The sequence below is a fragment of the Sphaerisporangium rhizosphaerae genome (assembly GCF_042665155.1).
In the GTDB taxonomy this organism is placed as follows: Bacteria; Actinomycetota; Actinomycetes; order Streptosporangiales; family Streptosporangiaceae; genus Sphaerisporangium; species Sphaerisporangium rhizosphaerae.
This window is the reverse complement of sequence record NZ_JBHTCG010000006.1, coordinates 190715-214385: the sequence shown is the minus strand read 5'-3', so window position 1 is coordinate 214385 and position 23671 is coordinate 190715. Positions and strand designations below refer to the sequence as shown.

Genomic DNA, 23671 nt, shown 5'->3' with positions numbered 1-23671 from the left:
GACGGCGGCCGTCGCGGCTCCCGCCACCTCCGCCGAGGCGACCAGCGCGGCACGGGCATAGTGAAGGTCCTGCTATCCGGCACCGCCGGTCCGTACGGCTGGCCCGAGCCCAACTGCGGGTGCGCGTCCTGCCGCCGCCTGTCCCCCGGCCACCGCCTGCCCACCGCCGTCGTGCTCGACGACGCGGTGCGGCTCGCTCCGCCCGCCGGCCTCCCCCTGGCTCCCCCCGCGGCGATGCCCAAGGGCTACCGGATGACCGTCACGCCGGACGGCTACGCCGTGAGCGGCCCCGACCGCGGGCGTGTGCTGTACGCCGTCTCCGCCGACGACCTGTCCGGCTCCCCCTCGCCCTCCTGGGCGGAGGACGCCTACGACCTGGTGCTCATCGACCTGCTCGACCGGCCCCAGCGCCTCGGCGACCTGCGCAGGCGCGGCCTGGTCACCGCCCGCACGCAGGTCGTGGCCGTCAACCTGGACCACCGGCTCCCCTCGGAGGGCGAGCTGCGCAGGCGGCTCGGCTTCTGGGGCGGCGAGATGGTGGACGACGGCACGATCATCGACACGCGCACCCCGGCGACGGCGCGCCCGCCCCTGCCCAGGCGGGCGCTGGTCCTCGGCGGCGCCCGCTCGGGCAAGTCCGGCGAGGCCGAGCTGCGGCTGATCACCGAGCCCGACGTCACCTACGTCGCGACCGGGCCGACCGGCGGGCGCGACGCCGAGTGGCTGGCCCGGGTCCGCGCCCATCGGCTGCGGCGTCCGCCGTACTGGACGACCGTCGAGACCACCGAGCTGGAGGCGTTGCTGCGCTCCGAGACGGGGCCGCTGCTGATCGACGGCGTCGGCACCTGGCTCGCCGCGGTCTTCGACGCGTGCGGGGCCTGGGACGATCCCGCCCATGACCGGCCGAGGGGCCGCAAGCCCGGACGGTTCGGGACGGCCCTGGACGCGGTCGCGGCGCGCTGCGACGAGCTGGTGGCCGCCTGGCGGCAGACCCGGGCGCAGGTGGTGGCGGTCAGCGACGAGGTCGGCCTCAGCGTGGTCCCCGCCACGGCCAGCGGGCGGGTGTTCCGCGACGCCCTCGGCCGGCTGAACCAGCGTCTGGCCGCCGAGTCGGAGGAGGCCGTCTTCGTCGTCGCCGGCCGCGTCGTCCCCCTCCCCCTGTGAGAGCCCTGTGAGACCCCTGTGAGACCGCGCCGGGCGAGCCGCCGATGCCGCCGTCCACGTCGTCCCTCGTTCCCTGTGAGACCTCTTCGACCGGGCTACCGATATGCCTCCTGATATGTCCCCTGACACGCCCGCGTCCTCCGCGCCGGAGGAGCCGGTCGCCGCAGGACTGCGCCTGGCCGCCGGCACCTTCACCATCTGGCCGGCCGGACTGCCCCGCACCGACCGCGTCACCGCCGGATGGGCCATGGCGCTGGCGCCGCTGATCGGGCTCGGCCTGGGCCTGGCCGGTGCGGCGGTCATGGCCGCCGCCGGGCTGCTGGTCTCGCCGCTGCTGGCCGCGGCGCTCGGCCTCGGCACCCTCGCCGTGCTCACCCGCGGCCTGCACCTGGACGGGCTGGCCGACCTGGCCGACGGCCTGGGCAGCGGCAAGCCGGCCGGGCAGGCCCTGGACATCATGAAGCGCTCCGACATCGGCCCGTTCGGCGTCGTGACGCTGGTCTTCACGCTGCTCACGCAGGCCGCGGCGGCCTCCGAGGCCGGGCCCATGGCGCTCGCGCTCGCCGTCGTCACCGGGCGGCTGGCGGTGACCTGGGCCTGCGTGACCGGGGTGCCGTCCGCCCGTCCCGGCGGCCTCGGCGCCATGGTCGCCGGGACGGTGCGGCAGAGCACGGCGATCATCGCGACGGCGGCGGTCGCGGCAGGGGCCGTCGTGCTCGGCCTGCTCGCGGGCGGCCCGGTCGTCTTCCCGGTGGCGGTCGCGGCCGGTCTGGGCGCGGCCTGGGCGGTGCGCGCCCACGCCGTCCGGCGGCTCGGCGGGATCACCGGGGACGTGCTGGGCGCCCTGGTCGAGGTCGCCACGGCGGCCGCCCTGATCGTCTGCGCCGCCGCCCCCTGACCGCGGCGGGCCGCCGCCCGGCAGGTCAGGGGGAAACGGCCGGACGGGCGGAGACCAGGGCGTTGAGCAGCGCCGCGCCGCGTGCGGCGTCGTCCACGGACACGGCCAGCTCGCCTCCGGAGGTGTAGCGCACGACGAGGCACTCGCCGCCGCGGATCATGATGGTGGACGCTCCCGGGAGGCCCCGGATTCCCCAGCCGCCGACTTCGAGCGGATGGCGCACCTCGGCTCTGGCGCTCTGGATTTTGTCGAGCGGGATCGTCCGCGTGGGCCACTGGAAGGGGCCGAACGAGATGACCAGGCCCTGCTCGCTCACCCGGGCGCCGACCGTCGACAGGGCCCAGCCGACCACCGCGACGATCACCAGCGGGACGGCGGTGTCGCGGATGCGGCCGTCTCCGGTGACCAGGCCGAGGACCGCGAGGACGGCGAGACCGGCCAAGGCTGCGAGGCACAGGCCGGACATCCAGCGGTTGGAGGCCGCCGAGACCCACACCGAGCGCCGGTCGGCGCGCAGGCGGAGCCTGGGCAGCCGCGCCGCCCCCTCCTCCGGCGGGTCGCCGGGCCCCGCCGAGGCGAGCAGCCGGCCGATCACCCCGAGCAGGACCGCTCCGGCGAGGACCAGCGGAACCCGGCCGCCGACGGCTCCGGCGTCCCGCCAGGTGGCGCGGCCGAGGTTGGCGCCGAGCGTCGTCCACTGCGTGCCCAGCGCCAGTCCGGCGCCGCCGGCGAGCATCGCGGCGGCCGCCTTCCTGCGCGCCCTGTGCCGCACGGCGTCCCCGCGGAGCACCGTGTACGCCGCGAGGCCCGCGAACACCGCCCACAACGCCATCTGCAGGCCGAGGGCGGCCCAGAAGGACGACGCGCCGTCCGGCGCTCCCGGCGGCCCCCAATGGGTGGCCAGCGGCTCGGGCAGCCGGGAGCGGAGCACGAGGGGGACCACGACGAGGGCGACGGTCACCGACGCGGCCCACGCGCCCGCCGTCAGCAGGAACCGCGATCGGTACGTCATGACGACTCCAGCTCCTTGATGATCTCTATGACGTCCGCCGGGCCGTGGCCGTAGCGTTCGGCCTCCTCCAGCAGCTCGCGCGCCATGCGCCGGACGACCTCGCCTCCGTCGGGGGAAGCGAGCACCGAGACGCCCCGGCCGCGGCGGAACTCAAGGACGCCCTCGTCGCGCAGTTGCCGCAGGGCGCGCAGCACCGTGTTGGCGTTGACACCGATGGCGGCGGCGAGCTCGCGCGCCGGAGGCAGCCGCTGACCGGGCACCACCAGGCCCGACGCGACGGCGCGCCTGATCGCTCCGGTGACCTGTTCGTGCAGCGGCCGCGGGTCGTTCAGATCGAGGGTGAGCAGCATAGTGCCATTGACACTAGCATCATTCACATCAAACGCACGATGGTACTAGCGCCAATGGCATCATCGACGCCACAGGCGGCCTCCCATACGTAGGACGAACCCGTGTTTATGCGTACGGGAGAAGCACGGCTAGCATCGGCCTACGTGACGACAGTGCGACTCAACGCCTCTGACTCGGGCCCGGTCGAGACCGGCGCCCTCGTAGTCGGCATCAATACCTCGCCCGACGGCCCCCGCCCCGCGCCCGGCGCGCAAGCCCTGGACGCCGCCATCACCGGCGGGCTCACGCCCACGCTGCAAGCGCTGGGGTTCTCCGGCAAGGCCGGCGAGATCGCCAAGTTCCCCTCCTTCGGCGCCGTGCCCGCACCGGTGATCGTCGCGGTCGGGCTCGGCGAGGCCCCCGCGCAGGAAGGGGCGCACGACCTCGAGACGCTGCGCCGGGCGGCCGGCGCGGCCGCCCGCTCGCTCGCCGGCACGACGGAGGCCGCCTTCGCGCTGCCCGCCGCCACGCCCGAGCAGGCCGAGGCCGTGGCGCTCGGCGCGCTGCTCGGCGCCTACGACTTCGCCCGCTACCGCACGGGCGAGGGCCGGCAGGCGCCGCTCGAGACGGTCACCGTGCTGAGCGACGCCCCCGGCGCCGACGGCGCGGTGGGCCGGGCCGCGACGCTGGCCGAGTCGGTCACGCTGGTCCGCGACCTGGTCAACACCCCGCCGTCCGACCTGTCGCCCGCGCGCTTCGCCGAGATCACCGAGGAGACCGCGGCCAAGGCCGGCCTGTCGGTCGAGGTGCTCGACGAGACGGCCCTGAAGGAGGGCGGCTACGGCGGCATCGTCGGCGTCGGCCAGGGCTCGGTGAACCCTCCCCGCCTGGTGCGCCTGGGTTACTCCCATCCCGACGCCACCACGACCGTCGCCTACGTCGGCAAGGGCATCACCTTCGACTCCGGCGGCCTGTCACTCAAGCCGTCCGCCTCCATGGCGTGGATGAAGTCCGACATGGGCGGCGCGGGCGCGGTGTTCGGCGCCCTGCTCGCCATCGCCCGGCTCGGCCTGCGGGTCAACGCCGTCGGCTACCTGTGCCTGGCCGAGAACATGCCGAGCGGCAGCGCCCAGCGCCCCTCCGATGTGCTGCACACCTACGCCGGCAAGACCGTCGAGGTCCTCGACACCGACGCCGAGGGCCGCCTGGTGCTGGTGGACGGCATCGCCCGCGCCGCCGAGGACGACCCCGACATCATCGTCGACGTGGCCACCCTCACCGGCGGTCAGATCGTCGCCCTCGGCTGGCGCACCAGCGGCGTCATGGCCTCCGACGACGAACTGCGCGAGGAGGTCGTCGAGGCCGCCACGGCGCAGGGCGAGGGGGCCTGGGGCATGCCGCTGCCCGAGGAGCTGCGCAAGGGCCTGGACTCCCCGATCGCCGACATCGCCAACCTCAACCCCGAGCGCTCTGGCAGCATGCTCGCGGCGGGCATCTTCCTGCGCGAGTTCGTCCCCGAGGGCGTGCGCTGGGCCCACCTCGACATCGCCGGCCCCGCCTTCAACAAGGACGCCCCCTACGGGTACATCCCCAAGGGCGGCACCGGCGTGATCACTCGTACCCTCGTCGCGCTGGCCGAGCGTCACCAGAGCGGTCACGAGGCATGATGAGCGCGGTGCGCCGGGGGAACCGGCGGCCACGCCGCCGGTCCACACCGGCGCACCGCGCGCGTCACGAATACGCGAGACAAGTGAAAAGATGCTGTTGGGCAGGCCGGGCGCGCCGCGAGAGCGGGCATGACCCGGCCGTGAGGGCCCACCGATCCGACAAGGAGCTTTCCAGTGGCTGATGGCAGCGGCCCCTACGACATCGTTGTCCTGGGCGGCGGCAGCGGCGGGTACGCCTGCGCCCTGCGGGCGGCAGAGCTGGGCAAGAGCGTCGCGCTGATCGAGAAGGACAAGATCGGCGGCACGTGCCTGCACCGGGGTTGCATCCCCACCAAGGCTCTCCTGCACGCGGCGGAGGTCGCCGACGAGACCCGCGAGGCCACGAGCGTCGGCGTCAAGGCCCACTTCGAGGGCGTCGAGATGCCGGGTGTCCACGCCTTCAAGGACAAGATCGTCAACCGCGCCTGGAAGGGCGTGCAGGGCCTGCTCAAGAGCAGGGGCGTCACGATCATCGAGGGCGAGGGCCGGCTGGACGGCGCCAAGCGCGTCGTCGTCGGCGACCAGGTCGTCGAGGGCCACAACATCGTGCTGGCCACCGGGTCGGTCCCGCGGTCGCTCCCCGGCCTCGACATCGACGGCGAGCGCGTCATCACCAGCGACCACGCGCTCAAGCTCGACCGCGTGCCCTCCTCGGTGATCGTGCTCGGCGGCGGCGTCATCGGCGTCGAGTTCGCCTCCGTCTGGAAGTCCTTCGGCGCCGAGGTCACCATCGTGGAGGCCCTGCCCCACCTGCTCCCCCTGGAGGAGGAGTCCAGCTCCAAGCTGCTCGAGCGCGCCTTCCGCCGCCGCGGCATCAAGTACGAGCTGGGCACCCGCTTCGAGAGCGTGAAGACCAGCGACACCGGCGTCGTGGTGACCCTCGAGGGCGGCAAGACCTTCGAGGCCGAGCTGCTGCTGGTGGCCGTCGGCCGCGGGGCCGTCACCTCGGGCATGGGCTTCGAGGAGGCCGGCGTCGCCATCGAGCGCGGCACCGTCGTGGTGGACGAGTTCTGCCAGACCAGCGTGCCCGGCGTCTACGCGGTCGGCGACCTCATCCCCACCCTGCAGCTCGCGCACGCGGGCTTCGCCGAGGGCATCCTCGTCGCCGAGCACATCGCCGGCCTGTCCCCCGTGCCGATCGACTACGCGGGCGTGCCGCGCATCACCTACTCCGACCCCGAGGTCGCCTCGGTCGGCATCACCTCGGCCGTCGCCAAGGAGCGCGGCCACGAGATCACCGAGCTGGTCTACGACCTCGGCGGCAACCCCAAGAGCCAGATCATCGGCACCCAGGGCGCCGTCAAGATCATTTCCGCGAAGGACGGCCCCGTCCTCGGGGTCCACATGGTCGGCAAGCGCATGGGTGAACTCGTCACCGAAGGCCAGCTCATCTACAACTGGGAGGCACTGCCCTCCGAGGTGGCCCAGCTCATCCACGCTCACCCGACCCAGTCCGAGGCCGTCGGCGAGGCGATGCTCGCACTCGCCGGCAAGCCCCTGCACGTACACAACTAAGCCCTCACAGGAAACGCGAGAGAAGACGACACCATGCCGGTTTCCGTAACCATGCCCCAGCTCGGCGAGAGCGTGACCGAGGGCACCGTCACCCGCTGGTTGAAGAAGGAAGGGGACCAGGTCGAGACCGACGAGCCCTTGCTCGAAGTCTCCACCGACAAGGTCGACACCGAGATCCCCTCCCCGTCCGCGGGCGTGCTCACCAAGATCGTCGTGGCTGAGGACGAGACCGTCGAGGTCGGCGCCGAGCTCGCCATCATCGACCAGGACGGCGCCGGGGCCGGTTCGGCCGCGCCCGCGCAGGCCGAGCCCCAGGCGCAGGCCCAGCCCGAGCCGCAGCCCGAACCCGAGCCCGAGCCGGCCAAGGCGCCCGAGCCCGCCCCGGCTCCGCAGCAGGCCCCGGTCTCCTCCATCCCGCAGCCGCCGGCTCCGCAGGCCGCGCCGCCGCGCCCGGCCCCGCAGCAGCAGGCGCCGGCCGCCGCGGCGCCGTCGCCGATCGCGTCCGGCGCCACCGGCGAGAGCCCGTACGTCACGCCGCTGGTGCGCAAGCTCGCCACCGAGCACGGCGTCGACCTGGACGCCCTCACCGGCACCGGCGTCGGCGGCCGCATCCGCAAGCAGGACGTCCTGGAGGCCGCGCGCGTCCAGCGCGAGCAGGCGGCGCAGGCGCAGGCCCAGGCCGCGCAGGCCCCTGCCCCCGCGCAGGCCCCGGCTCCGCAGGCCGCCGCCCCGGTCGCCGCCTCGGCGCCCGAGCCGGTGCAGGCCGACACCACGCTGCGCGGCCGCACCGAGAAGATGTCGCGCATGCGGCAGACCATCGCCAAGCGCACGATGGAGTCGCTGCAGACCTCCGCGCAGCTCACCTCCGTCGTCGAGGTCGACGTCACCAAGATCGCGCGGCTGCGCGACCGCGCCAAGGCCGACTTCCAGCGCCGCGAGGGCGTGAAGCTCAGCTTCATGCCGTTCTTCGCGCTGGCGACGGTCGAGGCGCTCAAGCAGCACCCCAAGCTCAACGCGGTGATCAACAGCGAGACCAACGAGGTCACCTACTTCGACCACGAGCACCTGGCGTTCGCGGTCGACGCCGAGCGCGGGCTCGCCTCCGCGGTGATCAAGGACGCCGGCGACCTCAACATCGCCGGTCTCGCCCGGAAGATCGCCGACCTGGCCGAGCGCACCCGCACCAACAAGGTGAGCCCGGACGAGCTGTCCGGCGGCACGTTCACGCTGACCAACACCGGCAGCCGCGGCGCGCTGTTCGACACGCCGATCATCAACCAGCCGCAGGTCGCCATCCTCGGCACCGGCGCGGTCGTCAAGCGCCCGGTCGTCCTGGACACGCCCGAGGGCGAGGTCATCGCGGTCCGCTCGATGGTGTACCTGGCGCTGACCTACGACCACCGACTGGTCGACGGCGCCGACGCCGCCCGCTTCCTGACCACGGTCAAGCGCCGCCTGGAAGAGGGCCGGTTCGAGAACCAGCTCGGCCTGGGCTGACCACCACGGGCCCGGCTCCGGCCGGGCCCGGCACGGCAGGGCATCACCGGGCATCGCCGGGGCTGACACGCGGTGATGACGCGCGGGGGCTGCCGGGGCGGCGGGCGGCGGCGGACGTAGGGTGATCGCATGGCAGTCGTGGTCACCGGCTCGTCCGGGCTTCTCGGTTCGGCGCTCGTGCGCGCCCTGCGCGAACAGGGCCGCACGGTCGTCAGGCTCGTCCGCCGCACGCCCGCCGCGCCGGACGAGGCGTTCTGGGATCCGCGCGAGGGCATTCTGGCGCCCTCGGTGCTCGAGGGCGCCGAGGCCGTCGTCCACCTCGCCGGGGCGGGCATCGCCGACCGCCGGTGGACGCCCGAGCACCGGCGCGAGCTGGTCACCAGCCGCGTCGACAGCACCCGCACCCTCGCCGCCACGATGGCGGGGCTGGAGCACCGGCCGCGCGTCTGGCTCAGCGGCTCGGCCATCGGCCTCTACGGGGACACCGGCGAGCACCCGGTCGACGAGTCCTGGCAGCCCCCGCCGGGGTGGCGCCCGCTCGACCCCCGCACCGGCGAGCCGGCCGCGGCCCCGGGCGGCGAGACGCCCCGGTCCGCGCAGGGCGGCCGGGCGCGCGAGCACGGGCGGTGGCTCGCCGAGCTGGTGCTCGCGTGGGAGGCCGAGACCGCCGCCGCCGAGCAGGCCGGCGTCCGCGTCGTCCGGCTGCGCACCGGGCACGTCCTCGCCCCCGAGGGCGGCTTCCTCGGCAAGATGCTGCCGGTGTTCCGGCTCGGCGTCGGCGCGCCCCTGGGCTCCGGGCGGCAGTACGTCTCGTGGATCACCCTTCCCGACTGGGTCGGGGCCGTGCTGCACATCATGGACGAGCCCGAGGTCCGCGGGCCGGTCAACCTCACCGCTCCCACGCCGGTCACCAACGCGGAGTTCACCCGGGCCCTCGGCCGGGCACTGCACCGCCCCACCATGCCGGTGGCGGTGCCCGGGTTCGCGCTGCGCGCGGCCCTCGGCGACCTGGCCGACGAGGGCGTGCTCATCGGCCAGCGCGCGCTCCCCCGCCGCCTGCTGGAGATGGGGTACCGGTTCCGGCATCCGCGTCTCGACGGGGCCCTGACAGCCATACTCTAGGGTGCCGGTCCGGTGGCAACGGGAGGGTGGCCGCGTCCGGCCCGTGCGCCTTCCAGGCAGGGTCCTCGCAGGGTCCTCCCCGCCCTTCCCAACAGGCAGCAGGAGAATCATGAGCAGGCTCGGCCAGTCCCACATCCTCGCCATCGGCGGCGGTTCGTTCGTCTCCTCGCCGCGCCAGGGCGTCATGGAGCCCTCGGGCCTGCTCCGGTACGCGCTCGACCTCACCGGCCAGGACCGCCCGAAGCTCGGGCTGCTCGCCACCGCCACCGGCGACGACGCCGAGTGGCTGCTGAAAATGTACGGCGCGTTCCAGGCGTGGGACGTCGAGGTCAGCCACCTCGCGCTGTTCCCGATGCCGAACGTCGACAACCCCCGCGAGTGGCTCCTGGAACAGGACGCCGTCTACGTCAGCGGCGGCAGCGTCGCCAACCTGGCCGCGCTGTGGCGGCTGCACGGCCTGGACGAGGCGATGGAGGAGGCCTGGCGGGCCGGTGTCGTCCTGGCAGGTCAGAGCGCCGGCGCGCTGTGCTGGCACGTGGGCGGCAACACCGATTCCTTCGGTCCGGTCCTGCGCCCGTGGGCCGAGGGCCTCGGCCTGCTGCCCTACTCCTGCGGGGTGCACTACAACTCCGACCCTCAGCGCCGCGCCCTGCTGCACGAGTCGATCGCCTCCGGCGAGCTGCCCGAGGGCTACGCCGCCGACGAGGGGGTGGCGCTGCACTACGTCGGCACCGAGTTCATCCAGGCCGTCACCGTGGACCCCCGGGGCCACGCCTACCGCGTCGAGCGCGACGGCGCCGGAGTCAAGGAAGTCCGCATCGACCCGCGCCCGCTGACCGCGTGAGCGCCTGACCTCGCGTTAGGCTTGCACCGTGACTGAGCGCGCCGACCAGACCAAGCAGGCAGGAACCAACGGCGGTGAGCCTCGCAGACTCGCGCTGGTCCGCCTCGGAGTCGACGTGCCCTACGAGCAGGCGTGGGAGCTCCAGCGTGAGGTCCACGCCCGCCGGGCGGCCGGCCTGATCCCCGACACCTGCATGCTGCTGGAGCACGCCCCCGTCTACACCGCCGGCAAGCGCACCCGCCCCGAGGAGCGTCCCACCGACGGCACCCCGGTCATCGACGTCGACCGCGGCGGCAAGATCACCTGGCACGGTCCCGGCCAGCTCGTCGGCTATCCCATCGTCCGGCTCACCGAGGCGCTCGACGTCATCGCCTACGTCCGGCTGCTGGAGGAGGCGCTGATCAAGGTGTGCGCCGACTTCGGCGTGGTCGGCGGCCGGGTCGAGGGGCGCAGCGGCGTCTGGGTCGCCGGCGACCCCGCCAGCGGCCTGCCCGACCGCAAGCTCGGCGCCATCGGCATCCGGGTGGCCAAGGGCGTCACCATGCACGGCTACGCCCTCAACTGCGCCAACGACCCGAGCTGGTTCAACCGCATCATCCCGTGCGGCATCAGCGACGCCGGGGTCACCTCGCTGTCGGCCGAGACCGGGCGGCGCATCACCGTCGACGAGGTGCTGCCGTTCGCCGAGCGGCGCCTGGCCGAGGCCCTGGGCGCCGAAGGAGTCGACGTCCAGGAGGAGGACCTGCTGTCCGGGCGGCTCTGACCGCTCTCCGGAGGGGCCGTGAGCCTGGTCACCCGATGGCCGGTCCGGCGCGGACGCGGACGTAAGCTGGAGGGCGTGACCGTAGCTCCTGAAGGCCGAAAGCTCCTCCGTCTGGAGGTGCGCAACAGCCAGACCCCCATTGAGCGCAAGCCCCCGTGGATCAAGACCAGGCTCCGCAACGGGCCGACGTTCAACGAGATCAGATCGCTCGTCAAGGACCAAGGTCTGCACACGGTCTGCCAGGAGGCCGGCTGTCCCAACATCTCCGAGTGCTGGGAAGATCGCGAGGCGACCTTCCTCATCGGCGGCGACCAGTGCACGCGGCGCTGTGACTTCTGCCAGATCGACACCGGCAAGCCCGCCGAGTACGACACCGACGAGCCGCGCCGGGTCGCCGAGTCGGTCGCGCAGATGGGCCTGCGCTACGCCACCGTCACCGGCGTCGCCCGCGACGACCTGCCCGACGGCGGCGCCTGGCTGTACGCCGAGACCGCGCGGCAGATCCACTCCATGATCCCCGGTTGCGGCGTCGAGTTGCTGGTGCCCGACTTCAACGGCCACCGCGACCAGCTCGAAGAGGTCTTCGGAAGCCGTCCGGAGGTGTTCGCGCACAACATCGAGACGGTGCCGCGCATCTTCAAGCGCATCCGCCCCGCCTTCCGGTACGAGCGTTCCCTCGCGGTCATCACCATGGCCCACGAGGCGGGCCTGGTCACCAAGTCCAACCTCATCCTCGGCATGGGCGAGGAGCGCGAGGAGATCGTCCAGGCGATGCGCGACCTGCACGAGGCCGGCTGTGACCTGCTCACCATCACGCAGTACCTGCGCCCGACGCCGCGCCACCACCCGGTGGACCGCTGGGTCAAGCCCGAGGAGTTCGTCGAGCTGCAGGCCGAGGCCGAGCAGATCGGCTTCGCCGGGGTCATGTCCGGGCCCCTGGTCCGCTCCTCCTACCGCGCCGGCCGGCTCTACCGGCAGGCCGTCGAGGCCCGCCAGACCGCCTGAGGCCCGTTCCGCATCCGTGAAGGGGGCGTCGCGCCGGCATGGCCGGCCCCCTTCCCCGGTGATCCGAGGCGGCGCGTGGGTCGCCGGGCGTAGGCGGACGATGACGGGGCGACGCCGATGGTCACGGTCCGACCGGCCATCAGGTCACGTTTTCCTTTCTTGAGCCTTGCGTTTGTATCCTTCAACCATGGCGAAGAAGCCCGCAGACCCAGAGCGCCCGGGGCGCGTCAAGCAGCTCCGCATGGTCGCTCAGATCATCCAGAAGGCCAACCCCAAGGGGATGCCGATCGTCTACGCGTCGGCGCTGGCCACGCTGGTCGTCTTCGTCGTCGTCGGGCTCGTCACCGGGCTGCTGTGGCAGCTGATCATCCTCGGCGTGATGGTCGCGATCACGGTGGGCCTGCTGGTGTTCGGGCAGCTCGCCCAGCGGGCGCAGTATTCGATGCTCGAAGGCCAGCCGGGCGCCGCCGCGGCGATCCTGCAGAGCATGCGCGGCAACTGGCAGGTCACCCCGGCCGTCGCGGTCACCCGCGACCAGGACGTGGTGCACCGGGTCGTAGGCTTCCCCGGCATCGTGCTGGTCTCCGAGGGGCCCGGCTCGCGGGTGCAGCGCATGCTCGTGGCCGAGAAGAAGCGCGTGCAGCGCGTGGCCATCGACGTGCCGGTCTACGACATCCAGTGCGGTGACGGCGAGGGCCAGGTGCCCATCAACAAGCTGCAGCGCCACCTGATGAAGCTCCCCCGCAACCTGAAGAAGGAAGCGGTGTCGGAGGTCAACTACCGCCTGCGGGCGCTGCCGCAGACGCTTCCGGTGCCGAAGGGCCCGATGCCGAAGGGCGCGCGCATGCCCCGCGGCAAGATGCGGTGACCTCCGGCTCCTCTCCGGTGACGCGCCGCGCGCTGGGCGAGGCGCCGAGCGCGCGGGCCAGCCGCCGCTGGTGGGACGCCGCGGCCGACGACTACCAGGCCGAGCACGGCGGTTTCCTGCGCGACGACGGCTTCGTCTGGTGCCCCGAGGGGCTGGACGAGGCCGACGCGCGCCTGCTGGGCGACGTGCGCGGCCGCCGGGTGCTCGAGATCGGCTGCGGCGCCGGGCAGTGCGGCCGGTGGCTCGCCGGCCAGGGCGCCGAGGTGGCCGCGTTCGACGTGTCCCACCGCCAGCTCCAGCACTCCAGGCGCATCGACGAGCAGATCGGCACCCGCCTGCCCGTGGTCCAGGCCGACGCGGGCCGCATTCCCTTCTCCTCCGAGTCCTTCGACGTGGTCTGCTCGGCGTACGGGGCCCTGCCGTTCGTCGCCGACGCCGGCGCGGTGCTGGCCGAGATCCGCCGGGTGCTGCGGCCGGGCGGGCGGCTGGTGTTCTCGGTGAGCCATCCGATCCGCTGGGCGTTTCCGGACGATCCGGGCCCGCGCGGGCTGACCGCGGACCGCTCCTACTTCGACCGTTCGCCGTACGTGGAGCAGGACGAGGACGGCGAGCCGTCCTACGTCGAGCACCACCGCACGCTGGGCGACTGGGTGGGCGCGGTGACGGGGGCGGGGCTCACGCTCACGTCCCTGGTGGAACCCGAGTGGCCGGCCGGGCACGAGCGCGTATGGGGCGGCTGGAGCCCGCTGCGCGGCCGCCTGCTGCCGGGCACCGCGATCTTCTCCTGCACCAGGCGGCCCTGAGAGGGCCGGACCGCTCGGTGCGGGCCGCTCAGAGCCGGACGACCACGGTGCGGGCGGCGCGGTCGTGCAGGCCGCGCCCGTCGCGGTCCCAGACGACGGCGGGGACCACCAGGCAGAGCAGCAGCGTGCGCAGGACGACGGCGCCGAACCCCGGCCGGCCGCCGTCGAGCGCGGCGACCCTGATGCCGAACAGCCGCATGCCCAAGGTCATGCCGATGGTGCCCACCAGCAGGACGTACTCGGCGGCGAACACGGCGAAGCCCACCCAGCCGGCGCTGCGCGGGTCGACCCGCAGCAGGCCGCCGGCGATGGCCCATGTGCAGATGAGCCAGTCGACGGTGATCGCGCCGATGCGCCGCCCGAACCCCGAGGCCGATCCGCTGCCCTCCCTCGGGAGGCCGAGCCGCTCGCCCGGATGCCCGAGGTCGACGCCGGCGGCGCGGGTGCCGCCGATCCACGTCTGCGTCCAGCGGGGTTGCTTGCTCATGCGGGTAAGATATCGGGAGGCCGCTGCGGTGCTTCCGGCGGCATACCCCCCGTCTGCTTAACATCCGTGAAACAAACGAGACATGGGGTGGAAACGGCACAGGCCTACGTTCAAGTCTGAAAGCCCGTGCCCCTGGGAGGTTGGATGTTCAGCTCCGCCGACGACGTCCTGAAGTTCATCAGGGACGAAGGGGTGCAGTTCGTCGATGTCAGGTTCACCGACCTGCCGGGCACGACGCACCACTTCACCTTCCCTGTGGAGAACTTCGGCGCCAGCGTCTTCACCGACGGCCTCATGTTCGACGGCTCGTCGATCCGCGGGTTCCAGGCCATTCACGAGTCGGACATGCTCCTGCTGCCCGATCCGTCGACGGCCGTCCTGGACCCGTTCCGTCAGCACAAGACGCTCAACATCAACTTTTTCGTCCACGACCCGCTGACCGGCGAGGCCTATAGCCGCGACCCGCGCAACGTCGCCCGCAAGGCCGAGGAGTACCTCAAGGGCACCGGCATCGCCGACACGGTCTACTTCGGCCCTGAGGCCGAGTTCTACATCTTCGACGATGTGCGGTTCTCCAGCAGCGCGAGCGAGAGCTACTACCACATCGACTCCATCGAGGGCGCCTGGAACACCGGCAAGGCCCAGGAGGGCGGCAACCTCGGGTACAAGCCGCGCTACAAGGGCGGCTACTTCCCGGTGCCGCCGATGGACCACTTCACCGACCTGCGCTCCGAGATGGTCCGCCGCCTGATCGAGGCGGGCATCGAGACCGAGATGCAGCACCACGAGGTGGGCACCGCCGGCCAGGCCGAGATCGACTTCAGGTTCGGCACGCTGCTCAAGACCGCCGACAACCTGATGCTGTACAAGTACATCATCAAGAGCACCGCGGTGGAGTTCGGCCACACGGTCACCTTCATGCCCAAGCCGATCTTCGGGGACAACGGCTCGGGCATGCACTGCCACCAGTCGCTCTGGAAGGACGGCGAGCCGCTCTTCTACGACGAGGTCGGCTACGCTGGGCTGTCGGACACCGCGCGGTACTACATCGGCGGCCTGCTCAAGCACGCGCCGGCGCTGCTGGCCTTCACCAACCCGACGGTGAACTCCTACCACCGCCTGGTGCCGGGCTACGAGGCTCCGGTCAACCTGGTGTACTCCCAGCGCAACCGCTCGGCGTGCATCCGCATCCCGATCACCGGGTCCAACCCGAAGGCCAAGCGCATCGAGTTCCGCGTCCCGGACCCGTCGTGCAACCCGTACTTCGCCTTCGCCGCGCAGCTCATGGCGGGCCTCGACGGCATCCGCAACAAGATCGAGCCGCCGGCGCCGGTCGACAAGGACCTCTACGAGCTTCCTCCGGAGGAGGCCGGGCAGGTCCCGCAGGTCCCCGGTTCGCTGCAGGAGGTCCTGGCCGCGCTGGAGGCCGACCACGAGTTCCTGCTCGAGGGCGGCGTGTTCACGCCCGACCTCATCGAGACGTGGATCGCCTACAAGCGCGAGAACGAGATCGACCCGATCCGTCTGCGCCCGCACCCGCACGAGTTCGAGCTGTACTACGACGTGTAAAGATCAACATGCGGCCTACGTGCGGACTCACGAGGCGGCCTCGCCGGTAGTCCGCACGGAGTCCGCAGCGTTGTTGATCTTGCGGTTCATGACGCGCTCTACAGCGGTCCGCGTCGACTCATCGGAGTCGGGCCACAGATGCCCGTAGGTGTCCAGCGTCGTCTTCGCCGAAGCGTGGCGAAGACGATGCTGGACCACTTTCACGTCCGCCCCCGACGCGATCAACAACGACGCGTAGAAGTGCCGAAGGTCGTGGAAACGGAAGCCGTCCGGCAGGCCGTCGACCCCGCGCCGGATCCGGCGCATGTGCCGCTCGACCTTCCAGGGCCCCAGCGCTCCCCCGTCGTCGTCGACGAGCACCGTGCCCTCCTCCCGGCCACCGACCTGCTGGGCGAGCACCGTCACCAGGGCGTCGGCAATGGGGATCGTCTCGCGGCTCATGTCCGTCTTCAGCGGCTCGGCCGGGTACTGCACGGCCGGCGCGATCTCCCGGCGGAGAAAGTGCACGTCCTCGATGCGCAGGCCGCACGCCTCCCCCAGCCGTAAGCCGGCGAACGCGCCGAGCAGGATCGCGGCCCGGTACTTCTCCTCCGCCCGGTCGTACAGCTCCCATACTTGAGCCTCCGTGGCGAGGTATGGCCGCGGCTTCCCGGCGCCCGGCGAGGTACGGCGCGAGCACGGGTTCGCCGCGACGAGGCCGTCGATGACGGCATCGGTCATCACCTGCGACAGCCGACTGTGCAGCGCGAAGACGTACGACTGCGCCGACCCTTCAGCGAGCAGGCGGGCACACCACGTCTTGACCATGCTCGGGCGGACGCCGCCGAGCGGGAGCGGGCCGAACTCCTTGCGGATCTGCGCCAGGTGCACCTTCGCCTGTCGCACGGTCGATTCCCGGCGCGACCCGTAGCCTTCGAGCCAACGGTCGCACCACTCGTCCACCGTGGTCTTCCGCGCCTTGGGGTCGACGTACCGCCCGGTGACCAGGCTCGCCGTCTCCTCGTCGAGCCAGCGCTGCGCGTCCACCTTGCGGACGAAGTGCCGCGCGTGCTCCTTGCCGGCCTGGTCGCGGTACCGGGCACGCCACTTCCCGTCAGGGCGCTTCTTGATGCTCGCCATCGTTACCCCATAGCTCGGCTACCCGATCCTTAACTTCCGTCAGATTTCGCTCGGTGAGTTCGCCAAGATCTTCACCGAACACTTCGGAGAACTTCTGGAGTGCCTCGTGATAGAGGCCTGCCAGTGCGTGGAGGTCCGCCAAACTCGCCCGATAGTCGCGGTCGGCTTCCTCCATACGACGCTTCGCCTCAGCGACTCGAAGCTGTGTATTCAGGTACATCGAGAAGGCAACTCGGTAAGCGGACTCGACCCGGTACTCCCTCGGCGTGTTGCTGGCGTGCCCGACCATGTCATTGATCGACAGGCCGAAGAGGAAGGCGAGCGCGCCGGCTTCGTCCAGTCGTATCGGGCGCGCGGCGGCCTCCGTCTTGGCCACCGTGGTCTGTCGCCACGAGAAACCAGCCATCGTCATCATCTTGGCGACGTCTTCCTGAGATAGCCCTCGCGCTTTCCTGAGTTCCCGCAATACGCGCCCGATCGACTCCTCCGGGCTATTGCCCGAGTGCCACATGCCGCCCTGCGGGCCCTCTGCGTCTGGCGTTGACTCACGTTCATCCTCCACGGGAATGAACGGTACAGCCTCAACGGGGTTGACACCATTGGCACGCGCAGGCATCCTTCACGGGAATGATCCGCACATCCCCGAGAGGGATACCAATGAGTGAGACGACTCCGCGCACGTCGGACCCATACCGGACCACTGACGACGTCGCCACCCGCTACTGCACATCGCCCAGCACGGTGCGTTACTGGCGTCACGCTGGCATCGGCCCGCGCGGGGTGAAGATCGGACGTCGTGTGCTGTACCGCGAGTCCGAGCTGATGCGCTGGGAGCGCGAGCGGGACGCCGAGCAGAACGGCGGCACGGCCGTTGCCTGACATGACGAAGGCCGGCCCCCGTCACCTGGGGAACCGGCCCACGTACGAAGCGCCCCTCAGCGCCTACGACACCGCCACGATAGCGCGCGAGCGGTGCGCGCGGGGGCCCGCGTGACCAACCTGTTCGACGCCGACCAGGTCCGCCAGGCGCTCACCACGCTTCATGGCGGGTCCGCCGGCTTCATCCACATCTGCTCAACCGGCGGATGGACGGGCGGGACGTTCACCACCGACACGTCCGGCCTCAACGCCGCTGTCGACTACGTGCGTGGGCTCGACGCGAAGGGGAAGGCCGGCATCTACGCCCGCGTCACCACCCTCAGTCGTCCCCTGAACCCGGGCGAGCGCGGCGCCGCCGACCTGTCCCTCGCCTTCCCCGGCTTCTGGACCGACCTCGACATCGCCGGGCCTGGCCACAAGACCAGCGCGCCACTGCCGCCCAACGTCGAGGAGGCCAGACGGATCGTCGCCGAGTCCGGCCTACCCGAGCCGACCCTGTTGATCCATTCCGGCGGCGGCCTCTACTCCTGGCACCTGCTCGACGAGCCGCACCTGATCACCCCCGACACCATCGCTGTGATCAGCGCGCTCTCCGAACGGTTCCAGCAGATCGTCAAGGCGTCCGCCGAGCGCCTCGGCTACGAGTACGGCCCGGTCGGCGACCTCCCCCGCGTGCTCCGCATCCCCGGCACCGTGAACCGGAAGACCAAAGACCCGCGCCCGTGCTTCATCATGGAAGGTGCTTCGGGGACGACGTACCCGCTCGCCGAACTCGCCCCGCTCATCTTCGGCATCCCCCTGCCCGAGCCGAAGACCCCGCCCGCGCCGGCCGCCGCCCTGCCGTTCACCCAGCCCCGGCCCGTCCGCGATGCCGAAGACGGGCTGAGCCCCGGCGACGACTACAACGCGCGCGCCACGTGGGACGAGATCCTCATCAACCGCCTCGGCTGGACGAAGCTCTACACCCGTTCGGGCGTCACCTACTGGCGCCACCCCAACGCCACCAGCGACGTCTCGGCCACTACCGGCCGAAACGACGGTGACAACCTGTGGGTCTTCTCCACCAACACGCAATTCGAGCCGCAGCGCGTCTACGACAAGTTCGGCGCCTACACCCTGCTCACCCGCGGGTCCACCAGCCCCGCCGCCTTCAGCGGCGCCGGGAAGGAACTGTACGCCCAGGGCTACGGCGCCCGGCGCGACCGCGACGACCCGCGCGATCTCATCGTGCCCGCCGTCGAAGGCAACCTCGCTCTAGCCACCGTCCACCAGCTCCACCCCGAGCCGCAGCGCCCCATGCCGCCGGCCGGGCTGACACCGCCAGTACTCCCCGAGGAGTTCTGGGCCGCTCGGCCCATGTTCGGCCAGATCCGGCAGGCCGCCCACAGTCGTCTGATCGCCCCCGACGGCGTGTTCGGCGCCGTGCTCGCCCGCGCGGCCGTCCGTATCGACTACCGGATCATGCTCCGCGCCATCGTGGGTCGCCCCCAACCCCTGAACGTCTTCGTCGCGCTCGGCGGTCTCTCCGGAGGCGGCAAGGGCGCCTCACTCGACACCGCGAGCGAGCTGCTGCCGTTCACCAACGTCGACGGCCACCACATCCGCGAGATCTCCGCGGGGTCCGGCGAGGGCATCGTCAAAAAGTTCTTCACCCGCGCGGAGAAGAAGGACGACGAGGGGCGCGGCGGCGGTATGGAGTGGCAGCAGACCATTCACGGCATCCTCGTGCGCGTCGACGAGGGGTCGATGTTCGGGCCGCTGATGAAGCGCCAGGGGCAGACGACCACCGAGACGCTACGGCAGGCATGGTCAGGAGAACGGCTCGGCGGCTCCTACGCCGACGAGGACCGCGGCCAGCAGCTCGCGCCGCACACCTACCGCCTGTGCGTGCTGCTCGGCATTCAGCCTGAGATCGCCGGCTTCCTGTTCGACGACACCTTCGGAGGGCTGCCGCAGCGGTTCCTGTGGCTCGCCGTGCAAGCCCCCGAGATGCCGGATCTCGACGCCATCCCGGCCTATCCCGGGCGCCTTGACTGGGCGCCGCCGGCCGTCGACCTCCGAGGCAGCGACAGGCTGTTCGTCGGCGTTGGAGAGCTGAACCGGCAGTTCGTCGACGTGGCACCCGAGGTCGAGCACGAGATCAGGGTCGCCCATCTCGCCCAGGTGACCGGCCGGGCCGCAGCCGACCCGCTCGACGGCCACGCCAACCTATCCCGCCTGAAGGTCGCCGCCATCCTCGGCGCGCTGGACGGACGCATCGCGGTGAGCGTCGAGGACTGGGCGCTCGCCGGAATGGTCATGGCCACCTCGACGGCCGTCCGGCGCTGGATGCAGGCCCGGGTGAAGGCGACCGAGGCCGAGAGCAGGAAGGCCCGGAACATCGCTCACGTCGAGCGAGAGGTGATGGCTGAAGATGCCAAGGCGAACGCCCGCGTCGTCCGCATGGCCAAGCGGGCACACAAGTACGTCGGGCAGATCCTCGACGCCGGCGAGAAGGCGACCTATCGCGCAGTCAACCGGAAGTTCGGCGGTACCGAGAAGGACGGCGTGAACGCCGCCATCGACCACGCGCTTGAGATGGATTGGATCCGTCGCGACGGAGAGGCGTTCGCGCTCGGAGAGTCGGTGCCTCGATGACCGGCCGAGCACATGTCGGAACGTCGGAAATTCCGACACTACTCCGCGTCTCACACCCTCTTATAGATCATATATCGGCACTTTTATGCCTAGATATCCGATTTCAGGGACGGAGGGTCCCTCCCTGATGTCGGAACCGTTCCGACATTCCGACATCCACCCCACGTGCTGAAGGGCACCCCGTGAACCCCGCCGCTACCGCTCTGACCGATCAAGCCGAGGCCGCCGCCATGCACTCCCTCACCGCCCTGGCCACCATCGCCCCCACCGTCAACGGAACCATCGGCGCCCGCCTCCCCGGGCCGATCTCCCTGCGCTTCCTCGCCCGCCTGGAGGCCGGCCTCCTCGGCGGCGCCATCGGCTTCTGCGACCACCTGTCCGCCACCGCCCCCCGGCCCGCGTTCTGGAGCCCATGGGCCGCCGGAAAGGTTCGGTGCGCCCCCTGCGCCGGCCGGGCGTACACGCGGATCAAGGGCACCACCGAGGACCGCCGTTGCGACCGGTGCCGCCGCCGCATGACCGTCACGAACTCCCTCGCCTGGCAACTCCCCGCCGTCGTGCTCACCCTCCCCGGCGGGGCCGCCCGCGCCATCCCGCCCATGCAGGTCCACCTCGGCCTGTGCTCGGCGTGCCGCCACGTCGACACCGAAGGAGATGACCGACCCTGACCAGGAATGTCCCACGCAAGGGCGAAAATCAGGTGCTCCTCGCCCTGGCCGGCGGGCGCAACGTCACCGAAGCGGCCCGCGCCGGTGCCGTGTCCCCGCGCACCGTCCGTCGATGGCTGGAGGATGACGCCTTCGCCGTCCAGGTCGGTGCGATGCGCGCCGAGCTGCTCGGCCGCACCGTCGGCGCGCTCATCGAAGCGTCCCTTGAAGCCGTCGCCACACTGCGCGCCTGCCTCAACGCCGAGTCCGAGGCGACCCGCGTCCGCGCGGCGACCGCGATCCTCAACGCCGTCGTCGTCATCCGCGAGTCGGTCGACCTGGAGGAGCGCCTCGCCGCGCTGGAGGCCGCCGAGACCGACAGGACGCACGGATGAGGCGCCGCGGCCTCGCCCGGCGCCTGGACGCGCTGGAGGCGAACAGGCCGGGCAAGTGGTCGTTCAGGCTCGACGACGGCTCCACGGTCTACGTGTCCATCGACGCGGTGTTCGCCGTGTTCACCGAGGGCGCCCGCTGGATGTACCCCGAATGCGGCGACCCGCCGGTGCCCTGCGAGCGCGCCGACTGCTCGCACAACGTGCCGGAGGGCCCGTTGAGCCGTGACCTCGACCTGATCGGCCGGGCCGTAGCGACCTCCGATCAGGGCATCCTCGGCGGCTCCGCGATCGAGCTGGCCCGTGCTGCGCGGGAGAAGTGGGCGCTCGTCGGGGGGCCGCCTCGGTGACCGGGTACGGCGACTCGGCGCCGCTGGTGTGGGGCGTCCTGGCCGCCGTCCTGGCCGAGGACAAGGACGGCCTCGACGCACTGCTCGCCCCGCTCGGCCGCGATGAGCTGGACTTCGTACTCACCGGTCTGATCGGCGTCGTCGGCGGCATGCTCGTCAACCTGATCAGGCGGGACGGCCACGACGAGCAGGCCGCGCGCCGCATCGCCCTCGACATGGTGCGCGCGGCAGCGCTCGACGCCGCCAGCGAGGACCCGTGACCGCCCCTGACGGGCCGCCCGTCGTCGTCCCGCCCGCGCTCGCCGAGCCGATCTGGCGCACCCTGCGCGCCGCCCTCGCCCGGCACCGCGCCGACGGCGGGCACCTCGCCCCCGGCCTCGCCGAGCTGCTCGACGAGCTGCGCGCCGCAGCGCTCGCGCACACCCTCGCGCAGGCTTCCGGACATCGCCCCCTTATTCCTGCGGACATCGGATCATCCTGTGATCAGGTCCACACGGATCGGCTCGCGGGCCTGCTCGGCGTGACGCCCCGCCACGCGCGCCGGGTGGCCCGCGCCGCCGGCTACCACCAGCCCCGCCGCGGCTGGTGGCTGCGCGCCGACGTGGACCACCTGATCGCCGACCGCAGGAGATGACCCCCGATGACCGAGCCCGCCCCGCTCCCCCCTGCGCAGGAAGACCCGGCGGTCACCGCCGGCCAGGCCGCCCAGGCCGCCTACGGCCCCCGCCTGGACGCCATCCGCAACGACCCCGGACTGTCGGATCTCGCCAAGGCCGAGGCCATCGCCGCCGTCCACGCCGAGCACAGCGCCGAGCTTGAGCGCCTCGCCGTCGACCTGCACGCCCGGCGCACGGCCCGCCTGGAACACCTTCAGGGGCAGATCCCGATCGGCCCCGGCGTTCCCCGCGACGCGTCGCCGGCCGACGCCGCGGTGATGACGACGGCGTTCCGCGCCGCCCTGGAGCAGGCCCGCGCCGCCTCCCCCGACCAGCGCCGGCAGATGCTCGCCGACGCCGTCCGGTTCGACGACAAGCCCGCGTTGCGGGCCCTGCTCACCGCCGCCCAGGACTCCGGCGACGTGAAGCTCGTCGGCGCGTGGGCCGCGGCGACCGGCAACGCCGAACTGCTCGCCGAGATCCGCGCCCTCAGCGAGGAGATCGCCGGGCGCGGCCAGGGGCGCGCGTGGGCCGCTCAGGCGTTCCGCCCGGCCAAGACCCCGGCCGAAGCCCGAAGCCTGCCCGCGCTTCGGCACAGCGCCGAGCAGGCGGCACAGGCCGCCCGCCCCGTTTCCCGCTACTTCCGCTGACCAGGAGGCAGGACCCGATGACCGTCAAGACCAAGACCGACCCCGACCTGACGATGACCGAGGAGGAGGTCGCCGCCGTCCTCGATGACGCCCGAGCCGAGGCCGAGCAGGCCGCGCGCGACCTGGAGGCCGCCGAGCGAACCGTCCGCGGCGAGGCTCCCCCGGTCGGCGCCCGCGCGATGGCCGGGGAGGTGACCCCGGCCCGGCTCGCCGAACTCCGCACCGGGGCCGAGTTCGCCGCGATGAAGGTGACCGCGGCCGAGCGGCGCACCGAGGAGATCCGCGAGAAGCGGCTGACCGCGCACCGCGCCCAGGTGGCGGCCAGGGTCCGCGAGGAAGCCGCGAGCGACCTCGACGGCGCCGAGCACCTGATCGGCAAGCTGGACGCGTTCGAGGCCGCGCTGAAGGAGCTGCTCGACGCCACCGCGGCGCACAATGCGCGCATCGCTGCCTGGCAGCGCCAGATGTCCGAGGCCGGCGTCTCCCCCTCGCACGACACGACCGGGGGCGCCGGGGGGCTCGCCTGGTCGGACGGCGAGCGCACGGTCAGCATCGACGGCAAGACCTTCCGGTACATCCGCGGCGGCCAGCTCGTCGGCGCCACCCTGCACCGCGTCATCCGCCCGTACCCCATCGACTTCCGCAAGCACGTCGGGGACTTCGACCTCGCCCACGTGGGAGACCTGGTCAGCTTCACGCCGTCCCCCGAGACGGACGGGCCGATCGACCTGCGCGCGATGATCCGGCGGGACGCCTGA

At 72.1% G+C, this 23671-nt stretch carries 26 protein-coding genes; 21 read left to right on the top strand and 5 right to left on the bottom strand.

Going from position 1 to position 23671, the window contains the following annotated elements:
- Positions 1-60: 60 nt before the first annotated feature.
- A complete protein-coding gene (locus ACFQSB_RS11710) occupies positions 61-1164 on the top strand; it encodes a bifunctional adenosylcobinamide kinase/adenosylcobinamide-phosphate guanylyltransferase (protein ID WP_354843540.1) in 1104 nt (367 codons plus the stop codon).
- A gap of 115 nt (positions 1165-1279) precedes the next feature.
- Positions 1280-2062: an adenosylcobinamide-GDP ribazoletransferase gene (locus ACFQSB_RS11705; protein WP_380826231.1), complete on the top strand. Its 783-nt coding sequence runs from the start codon at positions 1280-1282 to the stop codon at positions 2060-2062.
- Positions 2063-2087: 25 nt separating this feature from the next.
- Here ACFQSB_RS11705 and ACFQSB_RS11700 read toward each other — a convergent pair whose 3' ends face one another.
- Both ACFQSB_RS11700 and ACFQSB_RS11695 read right to left on the bottom strand, forming a co-directional pair.
- On the bottom strand, positions 2088-3074 hold the full coding sequence (locus tag ACFQSB_RS11700) for a hypothetical protein (RefSeq protein ID WP_380826228.1): 987 nt from the start codon (positions 3072-3074) through the stop codon (positions 2088-2090).
- Positions 3071-3424 (bottom strand): GntR family transcriptional regulator, encoded by a 354-nt coding sequence (locus tag ACFQSB_RS11695; RefSeq protein ID WP_354843548.1) that lies wholly within the window; start codon positions 3422-3424, stop codon positions 3071-3073. The genes ACFQSB_RS11700 and ACFQSB_RS11695 overlap by 4 nt, the downstream gene beginning before the upstream one ends.
- 108 nt (positions 3425-3532) lie before the next feature.
- Between ACFQSB_RS11695 and ACFQSB_RS11690 the strand changes: the two genes are divergently transcribed.
- From ACFQSB_RS11690 to ACFQSB_RS11650, 9 genes are all read left to right on the top strand, one after another.
- Complete coding sequence (locus ACFQSB_RS11690; protein WP_380826226.1) at positions 3533-5071, top strand: leucyl aminopeptidase; 1539 nt, start codon at positions 3533-3535, stop codon at positions 5069-5071.
- A gap of 174 nt (positions 5072-5245) precedes the next feature.
- A complete protein-coding gene (gene lpdA, locus ACFQSB_RS11685) occupies positions 5246-6625 on the top strand; it encodes a dihydrolipoyl dehydrogenase (RefSeq protein ID WP_354843555.1) in 1380 nt (459 codons plus the stop codon).
- A gap of 33 nt (positions 6626-6658) precedes the next feature.
- Positions 6659-8122 carry a 2-oxoglutarate dehydrogenase, E2 component, dihydrolipoamide succinyltransferase gene (gene sucB, locus ACFQSB_RS11680; RefSeq protein WP_380826223.1) on the top strand — a complete coding sequence of 488 codons (1464 nt, stop codon included), beginning with the start codon at positions 6659-6661 and terminating at the stop codon, positions 8120-8122.
- A gap of 129 nt (positions 8123-8251) precedes the next feature.
- The gene (locus tag ACFQSB_RS11675; RefSeq protein WP_380826222.1) at positions 8252-9244 is read left to right on the top strand and encodes an epimerase; all 993 of its coding nucleotides are present in this window, start codon (positions 8252-8254) and stop codon (positions 9242-9244) included.
- Positions 9245-9353: 109 nt separating this feature from the next.
- Entirely contained in the window at positions 9354-10088 is a 735-nt protein-coding gene (locus tag ACFQSB_RS11670) for a Type 1 glutamine amidotransferase-like domain-containing protein (RefSeq protein ID WP_380826220.1), read from the top strand.
- A 94-nt stretch (positions 10089-10182) separates the two neighbouring features.
- The gene (gene lipB, locus ACFQSB_RS11665) at positions 10183-10851 is read left to right on the top strand and encodes a lipoyl(octanoyl) transferase LipB (RefSeq protein ID WP_354925951.1); all 669 of its coding nucleotides are present in this window, start codon (positions 10183-10185) and stop codon (positions 10849-10851) included.
- Positions 10852-10926: 75 nt separating this feature from the next.
- The gene (lipA, locus tag ACFQSB_RS11660) at positions 10927-11856 is read left to right on the top strand and encodes a lipoyl synthase (RefSeq protein ID WP_354925911.1); all 930 of its coding nucleotides are present in this window, start codon (positions 10927-10929) and stop codon (positions 11854-11856) included.
- A gap of 187 nt (positions 11857-12043) precedes the next feature.
- Positions 12044-12724, top strand: coding sequence for a DUF4191 domain-containing protein (locus ACFQSB_RS11655; protein ID WP_354843570.1), 681 nt, complete (start codon positions 12044-12046; stop codon positions 12722-12724).
- Positions 12721-13527, top strand: a complete 807-nt coding sequence (locus ACFQSB_RS11650) for a class I SAM-dependent methyltransferase (RefSeq protein WP_380826218.1) — start codon at positions 12721-12723, stop codon at positions 13525-13527. Before ACFQSB_RS11655 ends, ACFQSB_RS11650 begins: the two co-directional genes overlap by 4 nt.
- 28 nt (positions 13528-13555) lie before the next feature.
- On the opposite strand, the gene ACFQSB_RS11645 is transcribed toward ACFQSB_RS11650, so the two are convergent.
- The gene (locus tag ACFQSB_RS11645; RefSeq protein WP_380826216.1) at positions 13556-14014 is read right to left on the bottom strand and encodes an RDD family protein; all 459 of its coding nucleotides are present in this window, start codon (positions 14012-14014) and stop codon (positions 13556-13558) included.
- 144 nt (positions 14015-14158) lie between these two features.
- Here ACFQSB_RS11645 and glnA point away from each other — a divergent pair, with 144 nt between their 5' ends.
- Complete coding sequence (glnA, locus tag ACFQSB_RS11640; RefSeq protein ID WP_354843578.1) at positions 14159-15583, top strand: type I glutamate--ammonia ligase; 1425 nt, start codon at positions 14159-14161, stop codon at positions 15581-15583.
- A gap of 27 nt (positions 15584-15610) precedes the next feature.
- Here the strand turns inward: glnA and ACFQSB_RS11635 are convergent, their stop codons facing one another.
- Positions 15611-16702: a site-specific integrase gene (locus ACFQSB_RS11635; protein ID WP_380826215.1), complete on the bottom strand. Its 1092-nt coding sequence runs from the start codon at positions 16700-16702 to the stop codon at positions 15611-15613.
- Positions 16677-17264: a helix-turn-helix domain-containing protein gene (locus ACFQSB_RS11630; RefSeq protein ID WP_380826214.1), complete on the bottom strand. Its 588-nt coding sequence runs from the start codon at positions 17262-17264 to the stop codon at positions 16677-16679. The genes ACFQSB_RS11635 and ACFQSB_RS11630 overlap by 26 nt, the downstream gene beginning before the upstream one ends.
- 95 nt (positions 17265-17359) lie before the next feature.
- Between ACFQSB_RS11630 and ACFQSB_RS11625 the strand changes: the two genes are divergently transcribed.
- The 9 genes from ACFQSB_RS11625 (at position 17360) to ACFQSB_RS11585 (ending at position 23671) form a co-directional block, all read left to right on the top strand.
- Positions 17360-17581 (top strand): helix-turn-helix transcriptional regulator, encoded by a 222-nt coding sequence (locus ACFQSB_RS11625; RefSeq protein ID WP_380826213.1) that lies wholly within the window; start codon positions 17360-17362, stop codon positions 17579-17581.
- Between the two features lie 111 nt (positions 17582-17692).
- On the top strand, positions 17693-20218 hold the full coding sequence (locus ACFQSB_RS11620; protein ID WP_380826211.1) for a YfjI family protein: 2526 nt from the start codon (positions 17693-17695) through the stop codon (positions 20216-20218).
- A 182-nt stretch (positions 20219-20400) separates the two neighbouring features.
- Complete coding sequence (locus ACFQSB_RS11615; protein ID WP_380826209.1) at positions 20401-20886, top strand: hypothetical protein; 486 nt, start codon at positions 20401-20403, stop codon at positions 20884-20886.
- A gap of 32 nt (positions 20887-20918) precedes the next feature.
- Positions 20919-21260, top strand: a complete 342-nt coding sequence (locus ACFQSB_RS11610) for a hypothetical protein (RefSeq protein ID WP_380826207.1) — start codon at positions 20919-20921, stop codon at positions 21258-21260.
- Positions 21257-21607 (top strand): hypothetical protein, encoded by a 351-nt coding sequence (locus ACFQSB_RS11605; protein ID WP_380826206.1) that lies wholly within the window; start codon positions 21257-21259, stop codon positions 21605-21607. Before ACFQSB_RS11610 ends, ACFQSB_RS11605 begins: the two co-directional genes overlap by 4 nt.
- Positions 21604-21867, top strand: a complete 264-nt coding sequence (locus ACFQSB_RS11600) for a hypothetical protein (protein ID WP_380826204.1) — start codon at positions 21604-21606, stop codon at positions 21865-21867. The genes ACFQSB_RS11605 and ACFQSB_RS11600 overlap by 4 nt, the downstream gene beginning before the upstream one ends.
- Positions 21864-22241 carry a hypothetical protein gene (locus ACFQSB_RS11595; protein ID WP_380826202.1) on the top strand — a complete coding sequence of 126 codons (378 nt, stop codon included), beginning with the start codon at positions 21864-21866 and terminating at the stop codon, positions 22239-22241. Before ACFQSB_RS11600 ends, ACFQSB_RS11595 begins: the two co-directional genes overlap by 4 nt.
- A gap of 6 nt (positions 22242-22247) precedes the next feature.
- Positions 22248-22913 (top strand): hypothetical protein, encoded by a 666-nt coding sequence (locus ACFQSB_RS11590; RefSeq protein WP_380826201.1) that lies wholly within the window; start codon positions 22248-22250, stop codon positions 22911-22913.
- A gap of 17 nt (positions 22914-22930) precedes the next feature.
- Complete coding sequence (locus tag ACFQSB_RS11585; protein ID WP_380826200.1) at positions 22931-23671, top strand: hypothetical protein; 741 nt, start codon at positions 22931-22933, stop codon at positions 23669-23671.

Coding starts and splice junctions, on each gene's coding strand:
- ACFQSB_RS11705 (WP_380826231.1), top strand. CDS start 1,280: ATGTCCCCTGACACGCCCGCGTCCTCCGCGCCGGAGGAGCCGGTCGCC.
- ACFQSB_RS11700 (WP_380826228.1), bottom strand. CDS start 3,074: ATGACGTACCGATCGCGGTTCCTGCTGACGGCGGGCGCGTGGGCCGCG.
- ACFQSB_RS11695 (WP_354843548.1), bottom strand. CDS start 3,424: ATGCTGCTCACCCTCGATCTGAACGACCCGCGGCCGCTGCACGAACAG.
- ACFQSB_RS11690 (WP_380826226.1), top strand. CDS start 3,533: ATGCGTACGGGAGAAGCACGGCTAGCATCGGCCTACGTGACGACAGTG.
- sucB (WP_380826223.1), top strand. CDS start 6,659: ATGCCGGTTTCCGTAACCATGCCCCAGCTCGGCGAGAGCGTGACCGAG.
- ACFQSB_RS11675 (WP_380826222.1), top strand. CDS start 8,252: ATGGCAGTCGTGGTCACCGGCTCGTCCGGGCTTCTCGGTTCGGCGCTC.
- ACFQSB_RS11670 (WP_380826220.1), top strand. CDS start 9,354: ATGAGCAGGCTCGGCCAGTCCCACATCCTCGCCATCGGCGGCGGTTCG.
- ACFQSB_RS11655 (WP_354843570.1), top strand. CDS start 12,044: ATGGCGAAGAAGCCCGCAGACCCAGAGCGCCCGGGGCGCGTCAAGCAG.
- ACFQSB_RS11645 (WP_380826216.1), bottom strand. CDS start 14,014: ATGAGCAAGCAACCCCGCTGGACGCAGACGTGGATCGGCGGCACCCGC.
- glnA (WP_354843578.1), top strand. CDS start 14,159: ATGTTCAGCTCCGCCGACGACGTCCTGAAGTTCATCAGGGACGAAGGG.
- ACFQSB_RS11635 (WP_380826215.1), bottom strand. CDS start 16,702: ATGGCGAGCATCAAGAAGCGCCCTGACGGGAAGTGGCGTGCCCGGTAC.
- ACFQSB_RS11625 (WP_380826213.1), top strand. CDS start 17,360: ATGAGTGAGACGACTCCGCGCACGTCGGACCCATACCGGACCACTGAC.
- ACFQSB_RS11605 (WP_380826206.1), top strand. CDS start 21,257: ATGAGGCGCCGCGGCCTCGCCCGGCGCCTGGACGCGCTGGAGGCGAAC.
- ACFQSB_RS11590 (WP_380826201.1), top strand. CDS start 22,248: ATGACCGAGCCCGCCCCGCTCCCCCCTGCGCAGGAAGACCCGGCGGTC.
- ACFQSB_RS11585 (WP_380826200.1), top strand. CDS start 22,931: ATGACCGTCAAGACCAAGACCGACCCCGACCTGACGATGACCGAGGAG.